Genomic DNA, 20,516 nt, shown 5'->3' with positions numbered 1-20,516 from the left:
GATGAGTAAGTATTCAAAAGAAAACATTATGAAAATGGCTGAAGAAGAGAACGTACGATTTATCCGACTACAATTTACAGATTTATTAGGGATTATTAAAAACGTAGAAATTCCTGTTGGTCAGCTTCCAAAAGCATTAGACAATTTAATGATGTTTGATGGATCATCCATTGAAGGATTCGTTCGAATCGAAGAGTCTGATATGTATCTTTACCCGGATTTAGATACTTGGGTCATCTTCCCATGGACGCCAGAAAAAGGGAAGGTCGCTCGTTTAATCTGTGATGTATATAATCCAGATGGAACACCATTTGAAGGAGATCCTCGCGGCGTGTTAAAACGTGTCTTAAAAGAAGCAGAAGAGCTAGGATTTACAGAATTTAATATTGGACCAGAGCCTGAATTTTTCCTCTTTAAAAATGATGAGAGAGGCGAACCAACACTTGAATTAAATGATAAAGGTGGATATTTCGACTTAGCTCCAACGGATTTAGGTGAAAATTGCCGCCGTGATATCGTGTTAGAACTTGAAGATATGGGCTTTGAAATTGAAGCATCTCACCACGAAGTTGCGCCAGGTCAACACGAAATTGACTTTAAATATGCTGATGCAATAACTACGTGTGACAACATCCAAACGTTTAAGCTCGTTGTAAAGACGATCGCAAGAAAGCACGGTCTTCACGCAACATTCATGCCTAAACCACTATTTGGAGTGAACGGAAGCGGGATGCATGCGAATATGTCACTTTTCCGCAGTAAAAAAGAAAATGCTTTCTTTGACGCGGATACACCAACGCAATTAAGTGAAACGGCGATGCAATTTTTAGCTGGTACACTAAAGCATGCAGATGCTTACACAGCCATCACAAACCCTACAGTGAACTCTTATAAGCGTTTAGTTCCTGGATATGAAGCGCCATGTTATATCGCTTGGTCAATGAGAAATCGTTCTCCATTAGTACGCATTCCATCTTCAAGAGGAATTAGTACGCGTATTGAAGTACGTAGTCCAGACCCAGCAGCAAACCCATACTTAGCAATGGCAGCTTTACTTGCAGCCGGTCTTGATGGAATTCGTAACGAAATGACACCACCATCTGAAACTGATGGTAACATTTATGCAATGGATGAAGAGGAAAGAGAAGCAGAAGGAATTCATGCATTGCCTGCAACATTAAAAGGTGCCATTGATGCATTGAAGAAAAATGAAGTCATTACGAAATCTCTTGGTGAACACGCACTTGAACACTTTATTGAAGCAAAAGAAATCGAGTGGGACATGTTTAGAACCCAAGTACATCCTTGGGAGAGAGAGCAGTACATGACGACTTATTAATAGCAAAAAAGTCCTTGATACGTATTCAGTATCAAGGGCTTTTTACTACTCATACATACTTAATGAATCATCAGTATCATAAATAGACTCCCATTCTTTATAAGAGAGTTGAAAATCTTTAGGGTAAGTTCCTGCTAAAAGGGTAAACGCCCCCTTATCATAGAGGATGAAATAACTTTTCTTCATGTCAACATCTTTTGATTCTTTTGATTCAAAAGATTTTATCATTTCTTCTTTCTCGTCTTCTGTAATCTCTACGTTTAATACTTTTGTTATACCTTTAGACCCATCATTTTTAACTAAAGAGTAGACTCCGTATCCATACCATTCTTTTTCTTCTGTAAACATCTCTCTTTTAGCTTCGTCGTATTTTTGTTCCCTTTGATAATAATACCCACAATGAAAACAACACAAAAATGTTTCATCAGTTTTATAATAGAAATCTTCTAATGCTGTTTTTTTACATTGTGGACATTCAACATTTGACATAATAGAGGCCATTCATCTACACTCCTTTAATTGATATAAGTTTTTTTGTAATTAAAAGGTTGAGAGTGTTAAAAAATGATCACCTACTTTCGATCAAACTTTTATTTGAAGTGATTCTTGGAAGTTCAAATTCGATTGTTTTAAAGGTGTATAGAAGGTATAAATCTAAGGGGATTTTTAGAAGTAATTAAAAATGATGGCAAAAAGGTAGAAAAATAACATGAAATTATATTTATATTAACAATTCAGAGGTTAGAAAACAAGTGTTCGGGTATGTTGTTGATTTATGTAACTAATATTTAAACAGTGGAGAATTGACCAATTTAATAGGTGGCTTTATCTTATTGTGATTTTGTGATTTTTTAGTCACACAAAAAACCACCCATTTGGGTGGTTTTTAATGAATCGTCCGGAATACTCCAACAACTTTTCCTAATATATGAACATTTCTTAAGATGATCGGTTCAAGTGTTGCGTTCTCTGGTTGCAAGCGAACATGATCTTTTTCTTTGAAAAAGCGTTTAACAGTTGCTTCATCTTCCTCTGTCATTGCAACGACAATATCACCGTTATTAGCACTTTGTTGCTGACGTACGACGACATAATCCCCATCAAATATACCAGCTTCAATCATCGAATCTCCTTGAATCTCAAGAATAAACGAATTTTCATCGCCAACTAAATGTGCGGGCATTGGTAAATACTCTTCAATATTTTCAATAGCTGTAATCGGTGAACCGGCAGTAACTTTACCAATGACAGGAATATATAAAGAAGGTGATTCGGATACTCGTGATGGTTCATCTTCCATTCCTATAACTTCAATAGCTCGAGGCTTTGTTGGGTCGCGGCGAATATATCCTTTCTTTTCTAATCGAGACAGGTGTCCATGTACAGTTGAACTGGAAGCGAGTCCGACTGCTTCACCTATTTCCCTAACAGATGGTGGGTACCCTTTTTCTTTTACTTTGTCTTTTATAAAAGCAAGTATATCTTGTTGCCTTTTTGATAGTTTTGTCATTGAATGCACCTCGTTTATTGATTGATTTTATGCGGTGTTCTACGTAAGTTCAAAATAGTTCACAAAATAAATTGACTAGCTCATTTACATCAAAATCTGAATAATTATTTCAGGAACATTATACCATGGCTAAAAAAAAGGTGCAAACATCCGTTCTCTTTTTGTGTTGACACGAACAGATGTTCTTGATAGTATGTATACGAACAAACATTCGTTTAAAGTGGAGTGAGTAATATGGTAAAGTTAAAAAGTTTTAAAAGAGGAATCGATTGTTCGATATTTGTTTTATTTTTAGCGATGGGTTTATTTATATGGACAACTGCAACGGCATCGGAACTTCCTGATGATCAACGTCTATTAACAGAAGAGTGGGTTGTTGAAGAGGGGCAATCTTTATGGACGATTGCCTCAGTACAAGCTGACAATGTAGATATGCCTGTTCAGTCTGTTATTTTATGGATACAAGAAAAAAATGAATTAAATGATTCTAATATATACCCAGGTCAAAAACTTACTATTCCTGTAGATTTGGAGGGTTATGTAACAGAATGAAGCTTCGTGCAATTATCTATACAAGAGTAAGTACAGAAAAAGAAACTCAAGAGACATCCCTTAAAAGGCAGCAAGAGGAATTATTAAAAGGGGCCGATGAATGGGGGATGAAGGTCGTTGACGTTGTAGAAGAAAAAGCAAGTGGCTATGATGTAGACAGAGATGGTTTTTTGAATATGCTTACAACATTTAAAGAAGGCAAAGCAAACGCTTTACTCATCCAAGACGATACTAGGCTTGGCCGTGGTAATGCAAAAGTAGCATTAATACATCAGTTAAATAAATTAGGGATTCGTATCTATACAATGGAGGATATGGGGACAATGGTTCTTTCTGAAACAGATACAATGATATTAGATATTGTTTCAATCGTAGAAGAGTATCAAAGGAAGCTTCATAACCTTAAAATTAAAAGAGGCATGAAAAAAGCAGTTGAACAAGGTTATGACCCATCCATAAATTTAATTGACAAAAAGCATGGTGGAGGTCGTAAAAAACAAGATGTGCCGATAGAAGAGATTGTTCGTCTTAAAGAGAACGGACTCACTTTTCATGAAGTAGCTGCAACGTTAAGAGGGTTTGGATATTCGTTATCAAAGGCAACTGCACATAGACGATATCAAGAATATAAACGTAAACAACAACAACCCGAAAACGAAGGTTACACTTGAATCCTATAAAGAGTTCTTGTACGATAATAGAGGTTACTTGTCTAGTGCCATAAATGGAGGGTTCATTTGTATGTTAAGCAAAGACAAAATTCAACGCATCAACGAATTATCAAAAAAATCAAAGGCAGAAGGACTTACACTTAAAGAACAAAAAGAACAAAAAAAATTAAGAGAAGAGTATTTACAAAATGTTCGTCAATCTTTTAAGAATCAGTTGAAGTCGGTAAAAGTAGTTGACGATGAAGGTAACGATGTAACGCCTGACAAGTTAAAAAAAGAAAAAGGACAAGACGGAATGACTCACTAATGGTTGAGCTTTCGGTCTTGTTTTCGCTTTCATGAAAATTATTTAAAGAAGAAGGTCGTTTTATTCATGTAATTTTTATAGTTGGTGATAATAAAAATATTGAATCATTCGTTAAACATATTGAATGTTAACAAAGTATGAAAATGTGTCGTTAAGGCTGATATTGTGTATGTTTAATGGTTGTTTTACAAGGAAAAGCAGTATATGATTATTAAGTAGTCGACAATTTACGGAAAGAAAGGAAGTATTTTTATGTCAAGTAATATTGATACATTATCAATTAATACGATTCGTACGTTATCAATTGATAGTATTGAAAAAGCACAGTCAGGTCACCCAGGAATGCCAATGGGGGCAGCACCAATGGCTTACACATTATACTCGAAATTTATGAACCATAACCCAAATAATCCAGAATGGTTCAATCGTGACAGGTTTGTTTTATCTGCAGGTCACGGTTCAATGCTTCTATATAGCTTATTACATTTACATGGTTATGATGTTTCTATGGATGATTTAAAAGAATTCCGTCAATGGGGAAGTAAAACACCTGGACACCCTGAATTTGGTCACACACCAGGGGTTGAAGCAACAACTGGTCCTTTAGGACAAGGTTTTGCAATGGCTGTTGGTATGGCTATGGCAGAAAGACACTTAGCTGGGACATACAACAGAGATCAATTTAATGTTGTTGATCATTATACATATTCGATTTGTGGAGATGGAGACTTGATGGAAGGTGTTTCTGCTGAAGCTGCTTCACTTGCAGGACATTTAAAATTAGGTCGTCTTGTCGTTTTATATGATTCAAACGACATTTCACTTGATGGAGACTTACATCAGTCATTTTCTGAAAGTGTAGAAGATCGTTTCAAAGCTTACGGTTGGCAAGTAATTCGTGTAGAAGATGGAAACGACCTTGATGAACTTACACGCGCGATTGAATCTGCAAAGTCAGATGAACGACCTACAATGATTGAAGTGAAAACAACAATTGGATACGGATCACCGAATAAAGGTGGTAAATCTGCTTCTCACGGTGCACCATTAGGTGAAGATGAAGCAAAATTAACAAAAGAGCATTATAAATGGACGTTTGAAGAAGATTTCCATGTACCTGATGAAGTAAAAGACCATTATAAACAGCTTGCAGAAGAAGGTGCTCAAAAAGAAGAAGCATGGAATAAAATGTTTGAAGAATATAAGCAAGCTCACCCAGAACTTGCTGAACAGCTCTCACTGGCTATGAAAGGTGAACTTCCTGAAACTTGGGATAAAGAGGTCCCTGTCTACAACGAAGGAGATAAAGCTGCCACACGTGCAACAGGTGGAGAAGTTTTAAATGCCCTTGCCAAAAATGTTCCAAGTTTATTTGGTGGATCAGCAGACCTTGCTTCTTCAAACAAAACAATGTTAAACGGAGAAGAGGATTTCTCTAGGAACAATTATGCTGGACGTAACATTTGGTTCGGGGTTCGTGAATTTGCGATGGCTGCAGCAGCGAACGGTATGGCTTTACATGGTGGTGTGAAACCATATGCATCTACGTTCTTCGTCTTTTCTGATTACCTTCGTCCAGCAGTACGCTTATCTGCATTAATGAATATTCCAGTAACGTATGTGTTTACTCATGATAGTATTGCTGTTGGTGAAGATGGTCCAACACATGAGCCAGTAGAGCAGTTAGCAGCATTACGTGCAATGCCTGGCGTTTCGACAATCCGTCCTGCGGATGGAAATGAGACAGCTGCAGCTTGGAAATTAGCTGTCGAAAGTACAGATACACCTACTGCACTAGTATTAACTCGTCAAGGCTTACCAACGTTAAAATCAACCGCAGAGAAGGCTTATGAAGGCGTGAATAAAGGTGCTTACATCGTTTCTGAAGCAAATGGAACAGCTGATGGTTTACTACTAGCATCAGGTTCTGAAGTAGCCCTTGCTGTTGAAGCTCAACAAGCTCTTGAAAAAGAAGGTATTCACGTATCAGTAGTAAGCATGCCAAGTTGGGATCGCTTTGAAAAGCAGTCTAAAGAGTACAAACAACAAGTGATTGATCCTAACGTAAAAGCCCGACTAGCAATTGAAATGGCAACACCATTAGGGTGGGAACGTTATACAGGAGACCACGGTTCAGTTCTTGGAATCGATGGATTTGGAGCATCAGCACCAGGAGATCGTATCATTAAAGAATACGGTTTTACAGTGGAAAATGTCGTTGCTCAATTTAAACAACTTTTAAACAAATAATGAAAAGCTCTTTTCTAAAAGGGTGCTCCTGCGCTTACTCGTCGCAGGTAAAGAGTGTTCTTTATGAATAGAAAGTATTTGAATGTGTGAGCGATTGGCGGCGACACCTGCGGGAAAAGCACGAACCGAAAATCACCTGAAACATCGGTAGAAGTTTCAGGAAGTTGAGGTCGTGCCCGCGGTAAGCGTCCGGCGTTAGCGAACAAAAGTAAAAAAACAACAATGTTTATGAAAAAAGTCTAATGAAAAGAAACTCGCTCACTTGAGCGAGTTTTTCTTTCAAGTCAAAAAAGATCGCAATCCGACAAAAAAAGTCCTTTTTTGTGGCATAATAAGACATACCTCTTTAAGCTCGTCCTCTATAATGAAAGTTATAAGGAGAGGTGAGCTTAAATGAGAATATATTATGTATATGTCATTCGAGAGGAATTTGCGAGCCTTTATTATGGGTTGGAGCAAAAGCTGTTCCGGCTGTTTTTAGAGAATAGACAATCAAACGGTAAATTAAAAGAAATTACAAAAATGCAAATTGAGTATATAAGCGAAAAGGTTGATCAAAATGAGCTTTATGACTATCTTTTAGCAAATGTTCAAAATACAAAAGGGATGAATGTTTGTAATGGAGAAAAGTTAACAATCAACCATAAACGAAGTTATGCAGAATTAACAATGAAAGATCAATTCGTTCAAATTCAAGCAGAAGGCTTACTTGATGCTGAAGTCACCTTCTTTGAATTGCTTCGTCAATATAACCCTTACTTTTTAGCGATGGACTTTAAATCAAATCGTTGTGGCTGGTTAAAACCGATCCGAACGTTGAAATATGCAAATCATTCGTAAGAATTTATGAAGTTTCTTAAAGATCCCTTTAATTGTCCATTTGAATGGGTTATAATGTATAAGGTTCCAATCGACAAAAAAAGATAAAAATTGGAAGATCAGCTAGAAGGAGGGTCACCGTAGCATGAGTTTGTGGTTATCAATTACACTCATTGTTGTTGCGCTACTTGCAGGAATCGCACTCGGTTTCTTTATTGCAAGACAATATATGATGAGTTACATGAAGAAAAATCCACCAATTAATGAAAAAATGCTTCGCGTCATGATGATGCAAATGGGTATGAACCCATCACAAAAGAAGATCAATCAAATGATGAAAGCAATGCAAAATCAAAAATAAGAATGAACACTCCGACTAGGGGTGTTTTTTTCTTGCACTTTTGTATGCACAAGTTCACACTATGTTTCTTCACAAAATTCTGATACGATATATGTGGTCTTTTTGAAAAAAATAGAAAATGCAATGGAGGCACTGCTTGTGAGGGTTTTTATAGATTTAATGTGGTACTTCAAAAAGGAGAAATGGAATTACGGTGGTGGAGTACTTGTCCTTGCACTTGTATCCTTATTATCACTACTCCCACCTTATGTAGTCGGTGTAATCGTTGACCATATTGATAATGGTTCATTAACTGGACAGACCCTTTTTCAATGGATGCTTATATTATTTATACTTGCAGTCATGGTATATGTTTTAAGGTACTTGTGGAGAATAATGATTTTTGGTGCGGCAATTCGATTAGCAAGATTATTAAGGAATCAGCTTTATGAGCACTTTTCGAAAATGTCCGCTTCATTTTTTCAAAAAAGAAGAACGGGCGATTTAATGGCTCACTCAACGAACGATATACGTGCCATTGAGCAAACCGCTGGTGCAGGAGTATTAACTTTAGTCGATTCCATCACGATGGGCAGTTTCGTTATTTTAACGATGGCGATTACAATCAGTTGGGAATTAACGCTAATTGCTCTTATTCCAATGCCATTTATGGCACTTGCAACGAGTAAATACGGCTCGATGCTACATAAACGCTTTTCAAAAGCACAAGCTGCTTTTTCATCATTAAATGATAAAGTACAGGAAAGTATGTCTGGAATTCGAGTAACAAAAACATTTGGTTATGAAGAAGATGAGGTTCAGTCATTTAAAAAAGAATCAGATGATGTCGTTGATAAAAATATTCAAGTCGCGAAAGTCGATGCCCTTTTTGATCCGACGATTTCGATTATCGTAAGTTTTTCGTTTTTTCTTTCAATTGTTTTTGGTGCTCGCTATGTTGTAAATGGGGAGATTACGATTGGAGAGTTAACGAGCTTTACAGTTTACTTAGGATTATTAATTTGGCCAATGCTAGCCTTTGGGTGGCTGTTTAATATTGTTGAAAGAGGTCGTGCATCATATGAGCGTGTTTCTCAATTATTAAAAGTAAAGCAAGATATTGTTGATAAACCAAATGCTATTGTCACACCTCCTCAAGGAGATATTTCTTTTAGCATCGATTATTTCACATATGGTGATGAAAAGGAACAAGCACTAAAAGATATCTCTATTACGTTAAAACGAGGAGAAACGTTAGGGATAGCTGGTAGAACAGGAAGTGGCAAGTCTACTCTCGTAAAAAGTTTATTAAGGGATTTTGATATGAAACACGGAACAATTAACCTCGATGGGCGTAATATTGAAGACTATTCATTAGATGCATTGAGACAGTCAATTGGTTATGTCCCTCAAGACAACTTTTTATTTTCAGCTACAATAGCAGATAATATTAGTTTTGCTAAGCCAGATGCAACATACGAGGAAATTATTGAGGCTGCTAAGCTTGCAAATATCCATGGAGACATTATTCGTTTTGAAGATGGCTATGAAACCATCGTTGGTGAACGAGGTGTTACGTTATCAGGGGGGCAAAAACAACGAATATCAATTGCAAGAGCACTCATTAGCAACCCGGAAGTCCTCATTTTAGATGACTCCTTATCTGCCGTGGATGCAAAAACGGAAGAACAGATTTTACACGCATTAAGAAATATTCGTCAAGGGAAAACAACGTTTATTACTGCACATCGGTTAAGTGCAATTAAACATGCAAACGTAATTGTTGTACTTGAGCAAGGAAACATCGTTGAACAAGGAACACATGAACAATTAATGTTAATAAATGGTTGGTATAAACAAATGTATGAACACCAGCAATTAGAATCAATAGTCGAGAAAGGAGGGGGTATTCATGATTGAACGTCATAAACATTTATTAGTGCCCCTCCCTCAAAGGCAAGTATTTAAAAGGTTGTTAACGTATGCAAAGCCTCATTTAAAGTGGCTCATCATTGCTTTTGTTTTATTGGTTGGAGGAACGAGTGCAGAGATTTTAGGACCGATTTTAATTAAGATTTTTATCGATGATTACTTAACTCCACAAATTTTTGAGTTTCAGCCGTTATTTTTACTCGGGGCGGGCTATATTTTTCTACATATATCCGCTGCTGTTATGAATTATTCTCAGCTGTTACTTTTTCAAAAAATTGCTTTAAAAATCATTCAACAGTTACGAATCGATGTTTTTGAGAAAGTGGAAAAGCTTGGTCTATCATTTTTTGATCAATTTCCAACGGGTGGATTAGTTTCCCGGATCACAAATGACACAGAACAAGTAAAAGAGTTATACGTCAGTGTAATGGCAACGTTTATACAAAACATCGTCTTTTTAATTGGGATTTTTGTTGCAATGTTTTTTCTCAATGTTCAACTTGCACTATTCTGTTTAATTTTATTACCGTTAATTATCTTAATCATGCAATTATACCGTCGATTTAGTTCAAAATATTATACTGAAATGAGCGAAAAACTCAGTCAGTTAAATGCAAGGTTAAATGAATCGATTCAAGGAATGGCAATTATCCAAGTGTTTAGACAAGAACGACGCATGAATCGTGAGTTTCAAAAGACGAATGAGGAGCACCATGAAGCATGGTTTAAAAGCATTAAGCTAGATGGGTTATTGCTTCGACCGGCAGTAGACTTTATTTCAATTATGGCACTTATACTAGTTTTAACGTTTTTCGGTGTGACGTCATTAAACAGTCCAATTGAGATTGGTGTACTTTATGCATTTGTCAATTACTTAGATCGTTTCTTTGAACCGGTGAACCAAGTGATGCAGCGGTTGTCGATCTTTCAGCAAGCGATGATTTCAGCAGGACGTGTGTTTCGCTTGATGGACCATGATGAACTAGCTCCTATAAAAGAAGGGAATAAAGATCCGAAAATAACAGACGGTGTCATTGAGTTTAATCATGTGACCTTCAGCTATGATGGAAAGCAAAATGTATTAAAAAATATAAGTCTTAAAGTAAATGAAGGAGAAACATTAGCTCTTGTAGGTCATACAGGGAGCGGGAAAAGTTCGATTATTAACTTATTAATGCGATACTATTCAATAAACGAAGGTGAAATTAAAATTGACGGGGTAAAAATCGAAGAATATAGTGATGAAGAGTTGCGGGCAAAAATGGGCCTCGTTTTACAAGATCCATTTTTATTTGTTGGAGATGTTGATTATAACATTCGTTTATATGATAAAAACATAACAGATAAAGAAGTGAAAGAAGCAGCTCAATTTGTTCATGCTGATCACTTTATTGAACGTTTACCTGATGGGTATCAGTCACACGTCGGTGAGAGAGGTGCGACATTTTCAAGTGGTCAAAGACAATTAATATCTTTTGCAAGAACGATGGCAAGAAAACCGAAGATTTTAGTACTTGATGAAGCAACAGCCAGTGTGGATACTGAAACGGAAACAGAAATCCAGTCAGCATTAGAGAAAATGCGTCGAGGTCGAACGACAATTGCGATTGCCCACCGTTTATCTACGATCAAAGATGCGGATCATATTTTAGTGTTGCATCAAGGAGAAATTGTTGAACAAGGAACACATAATAAACTATTGGAAAAAGAAGGTTTATATCATAAAATGTACTTATTACAGCAAGGTGCAGATAAACTTGAAGCAACTAAAGCTGAATAGTTAAATGGGTATATGACTTGGGGGTATGAAGTTTTGGCGGATTTTCATGAAGAAGTTACAATAGTTGAATCCATTGATGATGTATTTCAATTTATCGCAAACCCGAAAAATGCAACGTATTATTTTGTAAATGTCGTTGAAGTGGATCAATTAACAGATGGTGAAATAAAGGTTGGAGCTAAGTTTAAAGAGTTTCGCCAATTAGCAAATCGAAAGGTTGGAGCAGAACTGGAAGTGACTAAATACGAGCCGGTTGGTTCATATGCTATAAAAAGTAATGCAAATGGGCTAGAAGTCATTTATCATTATACGTTTGAAGAAACAGAGAATGGAACGAAAGTCGTCTTCACTGGTAATGTAAAGACGAAAAAGCTTTCTATGAAATTAATGAGGCCATTGTTAGTAAAAATGATGAAAAGAGAAGATGGGGACCATTTGAAAGGCGTTAAAAAATTATTAGAAGATACTCACCAAGAATAAGTAATCAGGATAAAAATGCTGAAAAAGAGGTGATATATTGGAGAAAGACCTTAACATTCCAATCACTGTGAATAATGAGTCTGGTACAATGCGTTCTGATGAAGATAAAAAAGCGCTAATGCAACGTCTAAAACGTATTGAAGGACAAGTGAGAGGGATACAACGAATGGTTGATGAAGACCGATACTGTGTGGACATTTTAGTGCAATTATCTGCGATTAACGCAGCGTTAAAAAAAGTTGGGTACAATTTATTAGAAGACCATACAAGAGGGTGTGTCAGTAAAGCGGTCGCTAACGGTGAAGGAAATGAAGCGATCGATGAATTGATGAAAGTCATTCAACAGTTTTCAAAATCATAAATATGAATTTTAGAGCGTCGAATAGGCGTTCTTTTTTTTGAGGAGGCGCTGAAAATATGTTTAATAATGAACCATAGGAAAGCATTTTGGAAAAAAAGTAGTCTCATGTTATAATACCCATTATGGTATAAGGGAGTGGAGGAGATATCAATGATTCACATAAAGCGTTCCTGGTTTCTTTTAGCAGGTTTATCAATTGTCTTATTTCTATGGATGGGAAAAGATAACAGTTCATTATCAAATCAAGGGGAGCTCGCCCAAGTCGGTCATGTAGCCCCGAACTTTTCATTGCCCTCTACAGCAAAAGAAGACGTGATCTCGTTGCATAATGAAGAGGCCGAATACTTAGGAACAGTCTTATATTTTTGGACATCATGGTGTCCGTATTGTGCTGCATCTATGGAGGCGATGCAATCTTCATATTCTAATGACTCTAATATTCGCTTCTTAGGTGTAAATGTCACGTCACAAGATCGTGAAGAAGAAGCAATTACATTTATTGGACGCCATGGAATTACTTTTCCGAATGTGTTAGATGAAACAGGTGAAGTTTCTCAATCATATTTCGTCCCTCCGGTTCCAACGACATTTTTTATCGGTCAAGATGACATTATCGTCCACCGAAAAGTAGGGGCATTAACAAACAGTGACATTTCTCAAGGCCTCCGTATGATAAAAGGAGGGAGAGAATAATGTTTGAACCGTATCAAACAATCTCATTAGGACCACTTACTGTTTCTTATATGATGCTATTTTTAATGATTTCAGTTACTATTGGTTACTTTTTTATCAATTGGTATATGAAACATTTAGAAATAGACCATAAAGAAAAAGTAGCCGATGTTCTCATGATGTCGTTAATCATTGGAGTATTAACGTATAAATTTTGGCCATTTGTCATCGAGCCAAAACTATTAACAGCACCTCAAAATTTACTTTACTATTCTGGAGGGCCTTACGCGATACTTGTTGCTATAATTTTATCGATCGGTTATTTTGCGTTTCAATTTTTTAAGAATGGGTGGCACACTCAAGTAATCGACAGTGTCATAATAGGAAGTGCGGTATCTGGTTTCACTTTTTTCTTTTTTATTCGAGAATATGGAAGGCAGAACCCGTTAACTTTTGGATACAGCAGTGGTGAAATGATTCACCATCCAGTTAATTTCTATTTTGCGTGGCTCATTCTATTAACGATCATTGGAGCAATGGTGTTGATTTCTAAAGAGAAGAAACTAGGAAGAAGTATGTTCATTTTAATTGGTCTAGTATTTTCATATTTAATCATTAGCCCATTACAAATGTGAGTAGAAATTCGTGAAAGGAATTAAAAGAATGAATATAATGATAAGAGGACTTATGGTATAATACGGATGGAGCATCGAATGAGAGAACGGAGATGTTTAACATGTATGCAACGATATTTACTGTATTGGCAGTAATCATGGCGCTAATTGCTATTTTTGTACGCATGAAAGCAATGAAAAAACCTGCTAATGTAAAAAAGATTATTATTCCTCCAATTGCAATGTCTACTGGATTTTTCATGTTTTTATATCCACCGACAAGGCCACCAGCATGGGAAGTGATCCTTGCTTTTGCTGTCGGAATGGTCTTTTCAATTGTGCTAATAAAAACATCGTCTTTTATCATTAAAGATAATGACATTTATATGAAGCGTTCTATCATTTTTCCGTTTATTCTTTTTGGCCTCCTAGCAGTTCGGCTTACCTTTAAGCTAACATTTGGGATTCATTTTGAATATGAAGTATTAGCGGGACTATTTTTTATCCTTGCTTTTGGTATGATTTTACCGTGGCGAGTTGCGATGCTTGTGAAGTTTAAGAAAGTAGAGAGAGAATTCGCATTAAAACTAAATAATCGTAATCGTACATGGAATTTGAAACAAGAGAACCCAACGTCATAGTGACAGTGAACCTGCACTTAAACGTTGGGTTTTTTATGCTTGGAAATAAGACTCATATTGCGAGTAATCAATATTTTTTTCTTTTAACTTTTTTACTAAAAATTTATGATCACGTTTCGGTGTTGCAGCAATATACCCTTTTACAATTAATTCCTCTGTCATTTCCTCAGCATTTTCTTTCAAAGCGAACTCGCCGATCTTACCTGCAATTTTTCCTTTAGCGACATCACGGAATATCTCTGGCACAGGTTCTACAAGTTCGTTAAGAAAAGCTTTATGTTCCTCTGTCCATAGATGTAACGTTTCATTGATATAGTACTCTTGCCAATCAAGAATGGATTTTCCATCTTCTTTCGGCATTTTCTTTAAGAACTTTCGAAACATAAAATAACCGCCGATACCAACAATGACTGCGAGGAAGACTGACCAGAGCGCAATTAGCCACATAAATAAATCACTTGGCACCTGACATCACCTCTTTCTAGTTCTGTTCTATATTGTACGATATTCTTACGAAATTGAAAAGGAAGGAGTATATTTACAATAATAATATTATGTAAACAACTCTATTTTCAAAATATTAAATGGATATTTATGTTAAAATGACGTTGGAGTTATCAGAAAATATGAAAGGTAGTGGGTAAATATCGATTTGATAGTAAATCGTTTATAAAATTGGTAACAATGCAAAAAAGGCTACAAGTTCATCAAGTCTTTATTAATTTTGGGATGTATAGCTAGAGTAGGGATTATATTTTCATATTTAAGGGGTCATTTTATGAGGAAACTATTTATCTTATCAATCATCATATTATTGCTACAAGTGAATTTAATGATCAATGCTTTCTATTACAACATACAAATTCCTTCAGCTTTAGAAATTATTCTATGGGGGATAGCAATCATAGGTGGGATTGTTTTAGGGGGTGCCAATATTATAAAGATCATACTCAAAGGTGAGCCCTTATCTTTTCGACTATTAATTGGATATGTTATTTCGGTTTTAATAATTATTTTTGGCGGACTATTATTCTTTTTTATTACCATTGGTATATTTGTGACACGAATGTAACGTTTAAGCATTCGAAAAAAGTAATTCTTAAACACAGATCGCTTTTTCAATTCAAATAAAAGTAAATGAAAGGTGTTATACTGATATATGATTAAGAATAACTATAAAAAGCTATTATTATGTATTGTTATTTTTCTTTTCGTATTTATTTGTTTCAATTTTTACCAAGATAAGAGAATGTATGAAAGGCAGCTTTCACAAGATTTAGACAACGAAATGGTCCGTTTAATTAATGCAATTGTTGACAATGAGAAGTTATACAAGAACATATTAAGTTCAGGTCAAATGACTAACGGACAAGTTTATGATCTGCATCGTAATTATAATTTGATTATAGAATATGCACAAAAATATGAACGACTAGCTATTCAATTTGGATATATTGATCGTAGCGAAGTCACGAATAATACAGCCGGAAGTGCAAATGCCATTGAGACATTTGTAAATAGCTTTAAAAACCATTCAGTATACCCCCTAAAAGAGCAAGAAGAATCTGATGAGGTGGTTATTCAATTAAGTGTTGAATTAAAAGAGAAAATTGAACAAATACGTAAATTGAATTCAGTTTGGATTGAAGCTGCCGATAAAAATATAGCAGGAATTACAAGGTTAGATAGTGATGTTGTAAAATTCGATAGTAACTTATTTCGAGAATATTATGGGAGCCACAGTATTTCGAACGACTTTTGGGTGAATTTTGTATTGGATTTAGACGAAGGAACAATGGATGTTCTCTCACATGTTGGAGTCATAGATATGAGAGAGTTACTGGAAGAATAGGTATATATTTTAGCACTTTGAAAAGCGGATAGTGGCTCACTTTATTTTGAGTCACTTCTTTTTATTTGATTGAAAAGGAATAGGGGAGGAAATAAGCAATGATCATTGAATCAGAACGGGTATATATACGAAAGTTTAATAAAAATGATATTTCGTCTCTACATGCTATCTTTTCTGATACTGAAACGATGCAATATTACCCATCCCCTTTTAGCTATGAAAAAACTGAAAGCTGGGTGATAAGAAATCAGGAAAGGTATAAACAAGATGGATTTGGTTTATGGGCTGTATGTTTGAAGGATAATGGTAACTTAATAGGTGATTGTGGACTTGTGAAACAAGAAGTAGCAGGTAACATAGAAGTTGAACTAGGCTACCATATAAACAAAAACTTTTGGTTTAATGGATTTGGGACTGAAGCTGCTTTGGCTTGTAAAAATTATGGGTTCGATCATTTTGGTTTGAATAAATTAATTAGTATTATTGATCCGAAAAACGTTCCGTCTATTCGAGTGGCTGAAAAAAATGGTTTTAAAAAGGAAAAACAAGTTTTTATCTTTAATAAGATTCATACCATATATTCTTGTAATAAGAAGAATTGAAGTAAGAGATATAGGAGAGAGCCAATACCATAATTGAAGTTTTATAAAGTCTGGGACGAACAATTTTAGAAAGAGAGGCTTATGAGTAGATGGAGAATCCATTGGCTTACTATCCCTCTTGTCGGTGAAAGACTTAAAAAGTAACTAAAAATAAAAATGATGACCCTTAAGCATCATACTTAGGAGTCATCATGATAACGTCATACTAAAGTAAACCTAATACACTTAATACTGTAGCTAGACCACGTAAAGCAAAGTCCGAAATGAATCGGAATAAAATAATGCCAATTAGTGGTGAAATATCGATCATCCCAATCGGGGGAATAACCTTTCTGAAAATACTTAAGTAAGGCTCCACGATTTTTGCCACCATTTGCCCGAATTGATTCTCCCTTAAAGCTGGGAACCATGAGGAAATGATATAGAAAAACATTAAAAAGTAAAAAAGCGTGAATGCTGTGCTCGCAACATTTAAAATAAATTCTCCCATTAATATGATCTCCTTAATTCAATTTGTTTTTGGATTTACTTACCTTTTTAGATTCATTTAACTATAATATTATATCTTTTTATGAGTAAAAAAAAGTCTCGTTTTCATTTAAGTCATTGATTTTGAGACTTATTGAGTTAAAATGCAGTTTTTTAGGATGCTCTTATATATTTAAAAGTAGTATTTCTTGTTGTTATTAGTTCGCCTTTAAGGTGTTTTTTTAGGAAAGGAAAGACCTTACCAGCATAGTCATCTATATGTCTACACTCTCTACTTTCTTCAAGTTTTAATATTAGTCGAACAGTTACTCTTGATGTTAAACCAACATTACTCTTAAATGGTTCAGCAACACGAATGATTTCTTTAGCTGTCATTTTCCCTTGTAGGTTCGTTAAATAATTTTTCACTTCATCTTCGTAATGGTCACTTGTATTTAAATCAAAATAAAAATCAGCAATCGTATCAACTTGGATCATGTTAGTCACTCCTACAAAAGTTAAAAAGTAATAAACCTATTATAACAGATTCATATTTTTATGGTGAATAGTTGAAATTGCCAAATAATAAACATAATAAATCTAGAAATAATACTTGTCATGAAAGACAAAAATCGTTAAAATAATATTCGTGGCTTATTCAATTTGCTTTGAATAAACCTTATTATAAATTGGGGCCGGATGTGTAACTGGTGTTTGCCGAGGTCTTCAAAACCTTCAGGGAGGCGCGTGACGTCTCCGGTGGGTTCGATTCCCACACGGTCCCGCCATAGAAACTTACGTTATAATCCATACCTTGACAAAATAACACCTTCAATTAAAAGGGCGTTTATAGATGACGGCTTAAGTAAACACGATATTTCGTGAGTACGAGAGAGGTCAACGTTGATATGTAATTTTATCATCGTTGGCCTCTTTTTTATTATCAGAAAATTCATGGATTACAGTTTGGAAGAGTTAATACATGTTTAAACATTTAGGAGGTCAATGACATGAGACGTTGGTTAGTTGTTTTAGGAGCAGTGATTATTCAACTTAATTTAGGCGCTGTATACGCTTGGAGTTTATTTAATCAACCACTGATGGATGAATTCGGATGGTATCGAGAAGAGGTTGTTTTTACTTTTTCAATCACGATCGCCACATTTGCCATGTTTACGATCGTAGCTGGTAGATTACAAGATAAAATAGGACCAAGGTGGGTCGCAACGATTGGCGGTCTGTTACTAGGTATTGGACTTATTTTAGCTAGTCAAGCAACGACGATCTATCAACTTTATTTCTTCTATGGAATCATAGGTGGGGCAGGAATTGGTATGACTTATGTTTGTCCACTATCTGCTTGTGTAAAGTGGTTCCCAGAAAAGAGGGGTTTAATTAGCGGTATTGCTGTTGCTGGCTTTGGGTTAGGGGGATTAGTTTTTCAACCGGTCATTAGCTCGTTCTTAGCTGGTGTTGGTGTATCATCAACTTTCTTATACCTTGGTATAATTTATTTATTTTTCGTTGTTTTAGGTGCACAATTATTAAAGAACCCTCCCCAGAATAAGGAGGAAATCCAAACAGATGTTACTGATGCAAGTCAGGATTATTCACCGAAAGAGATGTTCAAAACACGACAATTTTACTTTTTATGGTCCATTTTTTTATTTGGATCGATGTCAGGTTTAATGGTGATTAGTTATGCTGTAGACATTGGCGTTGATTTAGCAAGTCTTGATATTGAAACAGCAGCAAACGCAGTGATGGTCATTGCATTGTTTAATGCTGCTGGTCGGATTGTTTTAGGAAAAATATCAGATAGTATTGGTAGAAGTAATACACTCATGGTGATTTATGGGTTAACAACGCTTGTGATGGTTTATATGAGTACTGGCATATTGTCATATGCAACATTTATGGTGGCAGTGTCTGTCATAGGGTTTTGTTTTGGAGGATTCCTTGCCGTATTCCCATCTATTACTGCTGATTATTATGGGACAAAAAATATGGGAAGTAACTATGGAATTATGTATCAAGCATATGGACTGTCTGCATTTGCGGGACCATTTATTATCAACTTAATTCCATTTCAGCAAGCTTTCCTTTTATCCGCTCTTGTATGTGGTGTATCAATGGTCATAGCTAAAGTTATCACAGTTCCGCAAAAATCAACGACAACAAACATTTTAGAAAGAAAAGCATCATAATAATGTATTTAATTGTAAGGCGCTTCACAAATGATATTGACTTAACATGAACATATCGTTAAGATTTATTTCAGAATATAAATGATAGCACGGTATATTTCCTAGCTAGAAATAGAAAGGAATATACCGTTTTTTGTTACACTTTAATAATGTCTAACTTTGCTAAAGGATTAAGGATTACTTCCACAGGATGTGTTGACTTCGGCGTTGATCACACGAAGTGATCGAAATCAGCCGAAGTTCATTATTATTATTAAGGAATTGCACTAAAGTATAAGAGCTTCTATGTAAACACATTTCGCTTACTAAGAATCTCTTTAGCGATAAGCTAAGTTTTGTTTAAGGAGGAGTAAAGCGTGGAATTCACAAAAGGCTCAATGGAAGCTGAAATTAGTAAAGAATTAACGCAATGGGAAAAAGATTATTTAGGAAGAGGGTCTGTTTCTGTAAAAACAGATATTTTAAGAGACATGATTATCGTGACACTAAAAGGCATTTTAACGCCAGCAGAATATACACTTTGCCAAACAAAAGAAGGAAAATCAACAGTAAAAAAAACACGCTGTGATTTAGTGGAATCAGGGGTGCCACAATTAAATGAAATCATTTTTAAAATAACTGGGAAACAAGTTACATGCTTCCACACGGACATTAGTACAAGTACAGGGGAGCGAATCATCGTTTTTCGACTCGCAGATAACCTTGAGGAAAATGGTACTTTAACTGTTTCATAATCCTAATAAAAATGAGGATCAAAAAAGGTTAAGAACCTTGGTGATTCTCATTTTTTTATTACAGTAATTACAGTTTTTTTAAACTATAGGGTCTGCCTTTGTGGAAATAAACTTTTAAGGGTTGTAATAGAAAAAAATCTCCTCTCGTTTAGATAATAGAAGTGGCCGCCAAACCAACTTCATAAAAACGAGAGGAGATATGCTCATATCGAGCGACAAAAGTTTATCATACACAAGGTGGAATTGTAAGTACCACATTGTGTTTATACCGAAGTATCGAAGGAAGATTATTTTCCACCGCTAAAAATAAGTGACACACTCACTTCCGTCTCTAAACACAATTGCGACATTTGCTCTAGCCTCGGTACGTTTGCTACATATTGTT

Annotated in this window: 24 protein-coding genes, 1 tRNA gene and 1 pseudogene; 21 read left to right on the top strand and 5 right to left on the bottom strand. The window is 35.5% G+C overall.

Annotated features, from left to right (window positions below):
* Position 1 precedes the first annotated feature (1 nt).
* Positions 2-1,339, top strand: a complete 1,338-nt coding sequence (gene glnA, locus LGQ02_RS12245; protein WP_226514652.1) for a type I glutamate--ammonia ligase — start codon at positions 2-4, stop codon at positions 1,337-1,339.
* Between the two features lie 45 nt (positions 1,340-1,384).
* Here glnA and LGQ02_RS12240 read toward each other — a convergent pair whose 3' ends face one another.
* Positions 1,385-1,840, bottom strand: coding sequence for a hypothetical protein (locus tag LGQ02_RS12240; RefSeq protein WP_226514651.1), 456 nt, complete (start codon positions 1,838-1,840; stop codon positions 1,385-1,387).
* Between the two features lie 385 nt (positions 1,841-2,225).
* Entirely contained in the window at positions 2,226-2,849 is a 624-nt protein-coding gene (gene lexA / locus LGQ02_RS12235) for a transcriptional repressor LexA (RefSeq protein ID WP_226514650.1), read from the bottom strand.
* A 234-nt stretch (positions 2,850-3,083) separates the two neighbouring features.
* Between lexA and yneA the strand changes: the two genes are divergently transcribed.
* The 13 genes from yneA to LGQ02_RS12170 all read left to right on the top strand — a co-directional run bounded on the left by yneA (position 3,084) and on the right by LGQ02_RS12170 (position 14,268).
* Positions 3,084-3,401: a cell division suppressor protein YneA gene (yneA, locus tag LGQ02_RS12230; protein WP_226514649.1), complete on the top strand. Its 318-nt coding sequence runs from the start codon at positions 3,084-3,086 to the stop codon at positions 3,399-3,401.
* Positions 3,398-4,072 carry a YneB family resolvase-like protein gene (locus LGQ02_RS12225; RefSeq protein WP_226514648.1) on the top strand — a complete coding sequence of 225 codons (675 nt, stop codon included), beginning with the start codon at positions 3,398-3,400 and terminating at the stop codon, positions 4,070-4,072. Before yneA ends, LGQ02_RS12225 begins: the two co-directional genes overlap by 4 nt.
* A gap of 70 nt (positions 4,073-4,142) precedes the next feature.
* Complete coding sequence (locus LGQ02_RS12220) at positions 4,143-4,379, top strand: DUF896 domain-containing protein (protein WP_226514647.1); 237 nt, start codon at positions 4,143-4,145, stop codon at positions 4,377-4,379.
* A 252-nt stretch (positions 4,380-4,631) separates the two neighbouring features.
* Positions 4,632-6,629, top strand: a complete 1,998-nt coding sequence (tkt, locus tag LGQ02_RS12215) for a transketolase (RefSeq protein WP_226514646.1) — start codon at positions 4,632-4,634, stop codon at positions 6,627-6,629.
* Between the two features lie 393 nt (positions 6,630-7,022).
* A complete protein-coding gene (gene sirA / locus LGQ02_RS12210; RefSeq protein ID WP_226514645.1) occupies positions 7,023-7,469 on the top strand; it encodes a sporulation inhibitor of replication protein SirA in 447 nt (148 codons plus the stop codon).
* Positions 7,470-7,593: 124 nt separating this feature from the next.
* Entirely contained in the window at positions 7,594-7,809 is a 216-nt protein-coding gene (locus LGQ02_RS12205; RefSeq protein ID WP_226514644.1) for a YneF family protein, read from the top strand.
* A gap of 138 nt (positions 7,810-7,947) precedes the next feature.
* Positions 7,948-9,708, top strand: a complete 1,761-nt coding sequence (locus LGQ02_RS12200; protein WP_226514643.1) for an ABC transporter transmembrane domain-containing protein — start codon at positions 7,948-7,950, stop codon at positions 9,706-9,708.
* Positions 9,701-11,500 carry an ABC transporter ATP-binding protein gene (locus tag LGQ02_RS12195; RefSeq protein WP_226514642.1) on the top strand — a complete coding sequence of 600 codons (1,800 nt, stop codon included), beginning with the start codon at positions 9,701-9,703 and terminating at the stop codon, positions 11,498-11,500. Before LGQ02_RS12200 ends, LGQ02_RS12195 begins: the two co-directional genes overlap by 8 nt.
* Positions 11,501-11,533: 33 nt before the next feature.
* Positions 11,534-11,980, top strand: a complete 447-nt coding sequence (locus LGQ02_RS12190) for an SRPBCC family protein (RefSeq protein ID WP_226514641.1) — start codon at positions 11,534-11,536, stop codon at positions 11,978-11,980.
* Positions 11,981-12,068: 88 nt separating this feature from the next.
* On the top strand, positions 12,069-12,341 hold the full coding sequence (locus LGQ02_RS12185) for a metal-sensing transcriptional repressor (RefSeq protein WP_226518304.1): 273 nt from the start codon (positions 12,069-12,071) through the stop codon (positions 12,339-12,341).
* Between the two features lie 150 nt (positions 12,342-12,491).
* Complete coding sequence (locus LGQ02_RS12180) at positions 12,492-13,034, top strand: peroxiredoxin family protein (RefSeq protein WP_226514640.1); 543 nt, start codon at positions 12,492-12,494, stop codon at positions 13,032-13,034.
* Complete coding sequence (locus tag LGQ02_RS12175) at positions 13,034-13,648, top strand: hypothetical protein (protein WP_226514639.1); 615 nt, start codon at positions 13,034-13,036, stop codon at positions 13,646-13,648. The genes LGQ02_RS12180 and LGQ02_RS12175 overlap by 1 nt, the downstream gene beginning before the upstream one ends.
* 92 nt (positions 13,649-13,740) lie before the next feature.
* Positions 13,741-14,268: a CcdC family protein gene (locus LGQ02_RS12170; RefSeq protein WP_226514638.1), complete on the top strand. Its 528-nt coding sequence runs from the start codon at positions 13,741-13,743 to the stop codon at positions 14,266-14,268.
* A gap of 33 nt (positions 14,269-14,301) precedes the next feature.
* Here the strand turns inward: LGQ02_RS12170 and LGQ02_RS12165 are convergent, their stop codons facing one another.
* The gene (locus LGQ02_RS12165) at positions 14,302-14,715 is read right to left on the bottom strand and encodes a DUF2621 domain-containing protein (protein WP_226518303.1); all 414 of its coding nucleotides are present in this window, start codon (positions 14,713-14,715) and stop codon (positions 14,302-14,304) included.
* 331 nt (positions 14,716-15,046) lie between these two features.
* Here LGQ02_RS12165 and LGQ02_RS12160 point away from each other — a divergent pair, with 331 nt between their 5' ends.
* The 3 genes from LGQ02_RS12160 (at position 15,047) to LGQ02_RS12150 (ending at position 16,722) form a co-directional block, all read left to right on the top strand.
* Positions 15,047-15,340, top strand: coding sequence for a hypothetical protein (locus LGQ02_RS12160; RefSeq protein ID WP_226514637.1), 294 nt, complete (start codon positions 15,047-15,049; stop codon positions 15,338-15,340).
* Positions 15,341-15,427: 87 nt separating this feature from the next.
* Positions 15,428-16,120: a hypothetical protein gene (locus tag LGQ02_RS12155; protein ID WP_226514636.1), complete on the top strand. Its 693-nt coding sequence runs from the start codon at positions 15,428-15,430 to the stop codon at positions 16,118-16,120.
* 98 nt (positions 16,121-16,218) lie between these two features.
* The gene (locus tag LGQ02_RS12150; protein ID WP_226514635.1) at positions 16,219-16,722 is read left to right on the top strand and encodes a GNAT family N-acetyltransferase; all 504 of its coding nucleotides are present in this window, start codon (positions 16,219-16,221) and stop codon (positions 16,720-16,722) included.
* 205 nt (positions 16,723-16,927) lie between these two features.
* Here LGQ02_RS12150 and LGQ02_RS12145 read toward each other — a convergent pair whose 3' ends face one another.
* The gene (locus LGQ02_RS12145; protein ID WP_226514634.1) at positions 16,928-17,212 is read right to left on the bottom strand and encodes a YggT family protein; all 285 of its coding nucleotides are present in this window, start codon (positions 17,210-17,212) and stop codon (positions 16,928-16,930) included.
* 152 nt (positions 17,213-17,364) lie between these two features.
* Entirely contained in the window at positions 17,365-17,688 is a 324-nt protein-coding gene (locus LGQ02_RS12140; RefSeq protein ID WP_226514633.1) for a hypothetical protein, read from the bottom strand.
* A gap of 193 nt (positions 17,689-17,881) precedes the next feature.
* Here LGQ02_RS12140 and LGQ02_RS12135 point away from each other — a divergent pair.
* The 4 genes and pseudogenes from LGQ02_RS12135 to LGQ02_RS12120 form a co-directional block, all read left to right on the top strand.
* Positions 17,882-17,978 (top strand) — tRNA-Sec (locus LGQ02_RS12135).
* Between the two features lie 222 nt (positions 17,979-18,200).
* A complete protein-coding gene (locus LGQ02_RS12130; protein WP_226514632.1) occupies positions 18,201-19,397 on the top strand; it encodes an L-lactate MFS transporter in 1,197 nt (398 codons plus the stop codon).
* Positions 19,398-19,753: 356 nt separating this feature from the next.
* A complete protein-coding gene (locus LGQ02_RS12125; protein ID WP_226514631.1) occupies positions 19,754-20,131 on the top strand; it encodes a Na-translocating system protein MpsC family protein in 378 nt (125 codons plus the stop codon).
* 199 nt (positions 20,132-20,330) lie between these two features.
* Positions 20,331-20,426: pseudogene (locus LGQ02_RS12120) on the top strand (transposase); the annotation flags it as partial.
* Between the last annotated feature and the right edge of the window lie 90 nt (positions 20,427-20,516).

The sequence above is a fragment of the Bacillus shivajii genome (assembly GCF_020519665.1).
In the GTDB taxonomy this organism is placed as follows: domain Bacteria; phylum Bacillota; class Bacilli; order Bacillales; family Salisediminibacteriaceae; genus Bacillus_CA; species Bacillus_CA shivajii.
This window is presented reverse-complemented; position numbering and strand designations above follow the sequence as displayed.

What these genes read in the sequence shown, in the direction of transcription:
- glnA (WP_226514652.1), top strand. Translation starts at nt 2, where the DNA reads ATGAGTAAGTATTCAAAAGAAAACATTATGAAAATGGCTGAAGAAGAG.
- LGQ02_RS12240 (WP_226514651.1), bottom strand. Translation starts at nt 1,840, where the DNA reads ATGGCCTCTATTATGTCAAATGTTGAATGTCCACAATGTAAAAAAACA.
- lexA (WP_226514650.1), bottom strand. Translation starts at nt 2,849, where the DNA reads ATGACAAAACTATCAAAAAGGCAACAAGATATACTTGCTTTTATAAAA.
- yneA (WP_226514649.1), top strand. Translation starts at nt 3,084, where the DNA reads ATGGTAAAGTTAAAAAGTTTTAAAAGAGGAATCGATTGTTCGATATTT.
- LGQ02_RS12225 (WP_226514648.1), top strand. Translation starts at nt 3,398, where the DNA reads ATGAAGCTTCGTGCAATTATCTATACAAGAGTAAGTACAGAAAAAGAA.
- LGQ02_RS12220 (WP_226514647.1), top strand. Translation starts at nt 4,143, where the DNA reads ATGTTAAGCAAAGACAAAATTCAACGCATCAACGAATTATCAAAAAAA.
- tkt (WP_226514646.1), top strand. Translation starts at nt 4,632, where the DNA reads ATGTCAAGTAATATTGATACATTATCAATTAATACGATTCGTACGTTA.
- sirA (WP_226514645.1), top strand. Translation starts at nt 7,023, where the DNA reads ATGAGAATATATTATGTATATGTCATTCGAGAGGAATTTGCGAGCCTT.
- LGQ02_RS12205 (WP_226514644.1), top strand. Translation starts at nt 7,594, where the DNA reads ATGAGTTTGTGGTTATCAATTACACTCATTGTTGTTGCGCTACTTGCA.
- LGQ02_RS12195 (WP_226514642.1), top strand. Translation starts at nt 9,701, where the DNA reads ATGATTGAACGTCATAAACATTTATTAGTGCCCCTCCCTCAAAGGCAA.
- LGQ02_RS12185 (WP_226518304.1), top strand. Translation starts at nt 12,069, where the DNA reads ATGCGTTCTGATGAAGATAAAAAAGCGCTAATGCAACGTCTAAAACGT.
- LGQ02_RS12180 (WP_226514640.1), top strand. Translation starts at nt 12,492, where the DNA reads ATGATTCACATAAAGCGTTCCTGGTTTCTTTTAGCAGGTTTATCAATT.
- LGQ02_RS12175 (WP_226514639.1), top strand. Translation starts at nt 13,034, where the DNA reads ATGTTTGAACCGTATCAAACAATCTCATTAGGACCACTTACTGTTTCT.
- LGQ02_RS12170 (WP_226514638.1), top strand. Translation starts at nt 13,741, where the DNA reads ATGTTTAACATGTATGCAACGATATTTACTGTATTGGCAGTAATCATG.
- LGQ02_RS12165 (WP_226518303.1), bottom strand. Translation starts at nt 14,715, where the DNA reads ATGTGGCTAATTGCGCTCTGGTCAGTCTTCCTCGCAGTCATTGTTGGT.
- LGQ02_RS12160 (WP_226514637.1), top strand. Translation starts at nt 15,047, where the DNA reads ATGAGGAAACTATTTATCTTATCAATCATCATATTATTGCTACAAGTG.
- LGQ02_RS12155 (WP_226514636.1), top strand. Translation starts at nt 15,428, where the DNA reads ATGATTAAGAATAACTATAAAAAGCTATTATTATGTATTGTTATTTTT.
- LGQ02_RS12150 (WP_226514635.1), top strand. Translation starts at nt 16,219, where the DNA reads ATGATCATTGAATCAGAACGGGTATATATACGAAAGTTTAATAAAAAT.
- LGQ02_RS12145 (WP_226514634.1), bottom strand. Translation starts at nt 17,212, where the DNA reads ATGGGAGAATTTATTTTAAATGTTGCGAGCACAGCATTCACGCTTTTT.
- LGQ02_RS12140 (WP_226514633.1), bottom strand. Translation starts at nt 17,688, where the DNA reads ATGATCCAAGTTGATACGATTGCTGATTTTTATTTTGATTTAAATACA.
- LGQ02_RS12130 (WP_226514632.1), top strand. Translation starts at nt 18,201, where the DNA reads ATGAGACGTTGGTTAGTTGTTTTAGGAGCAGTGATTATTCAACTTAAT.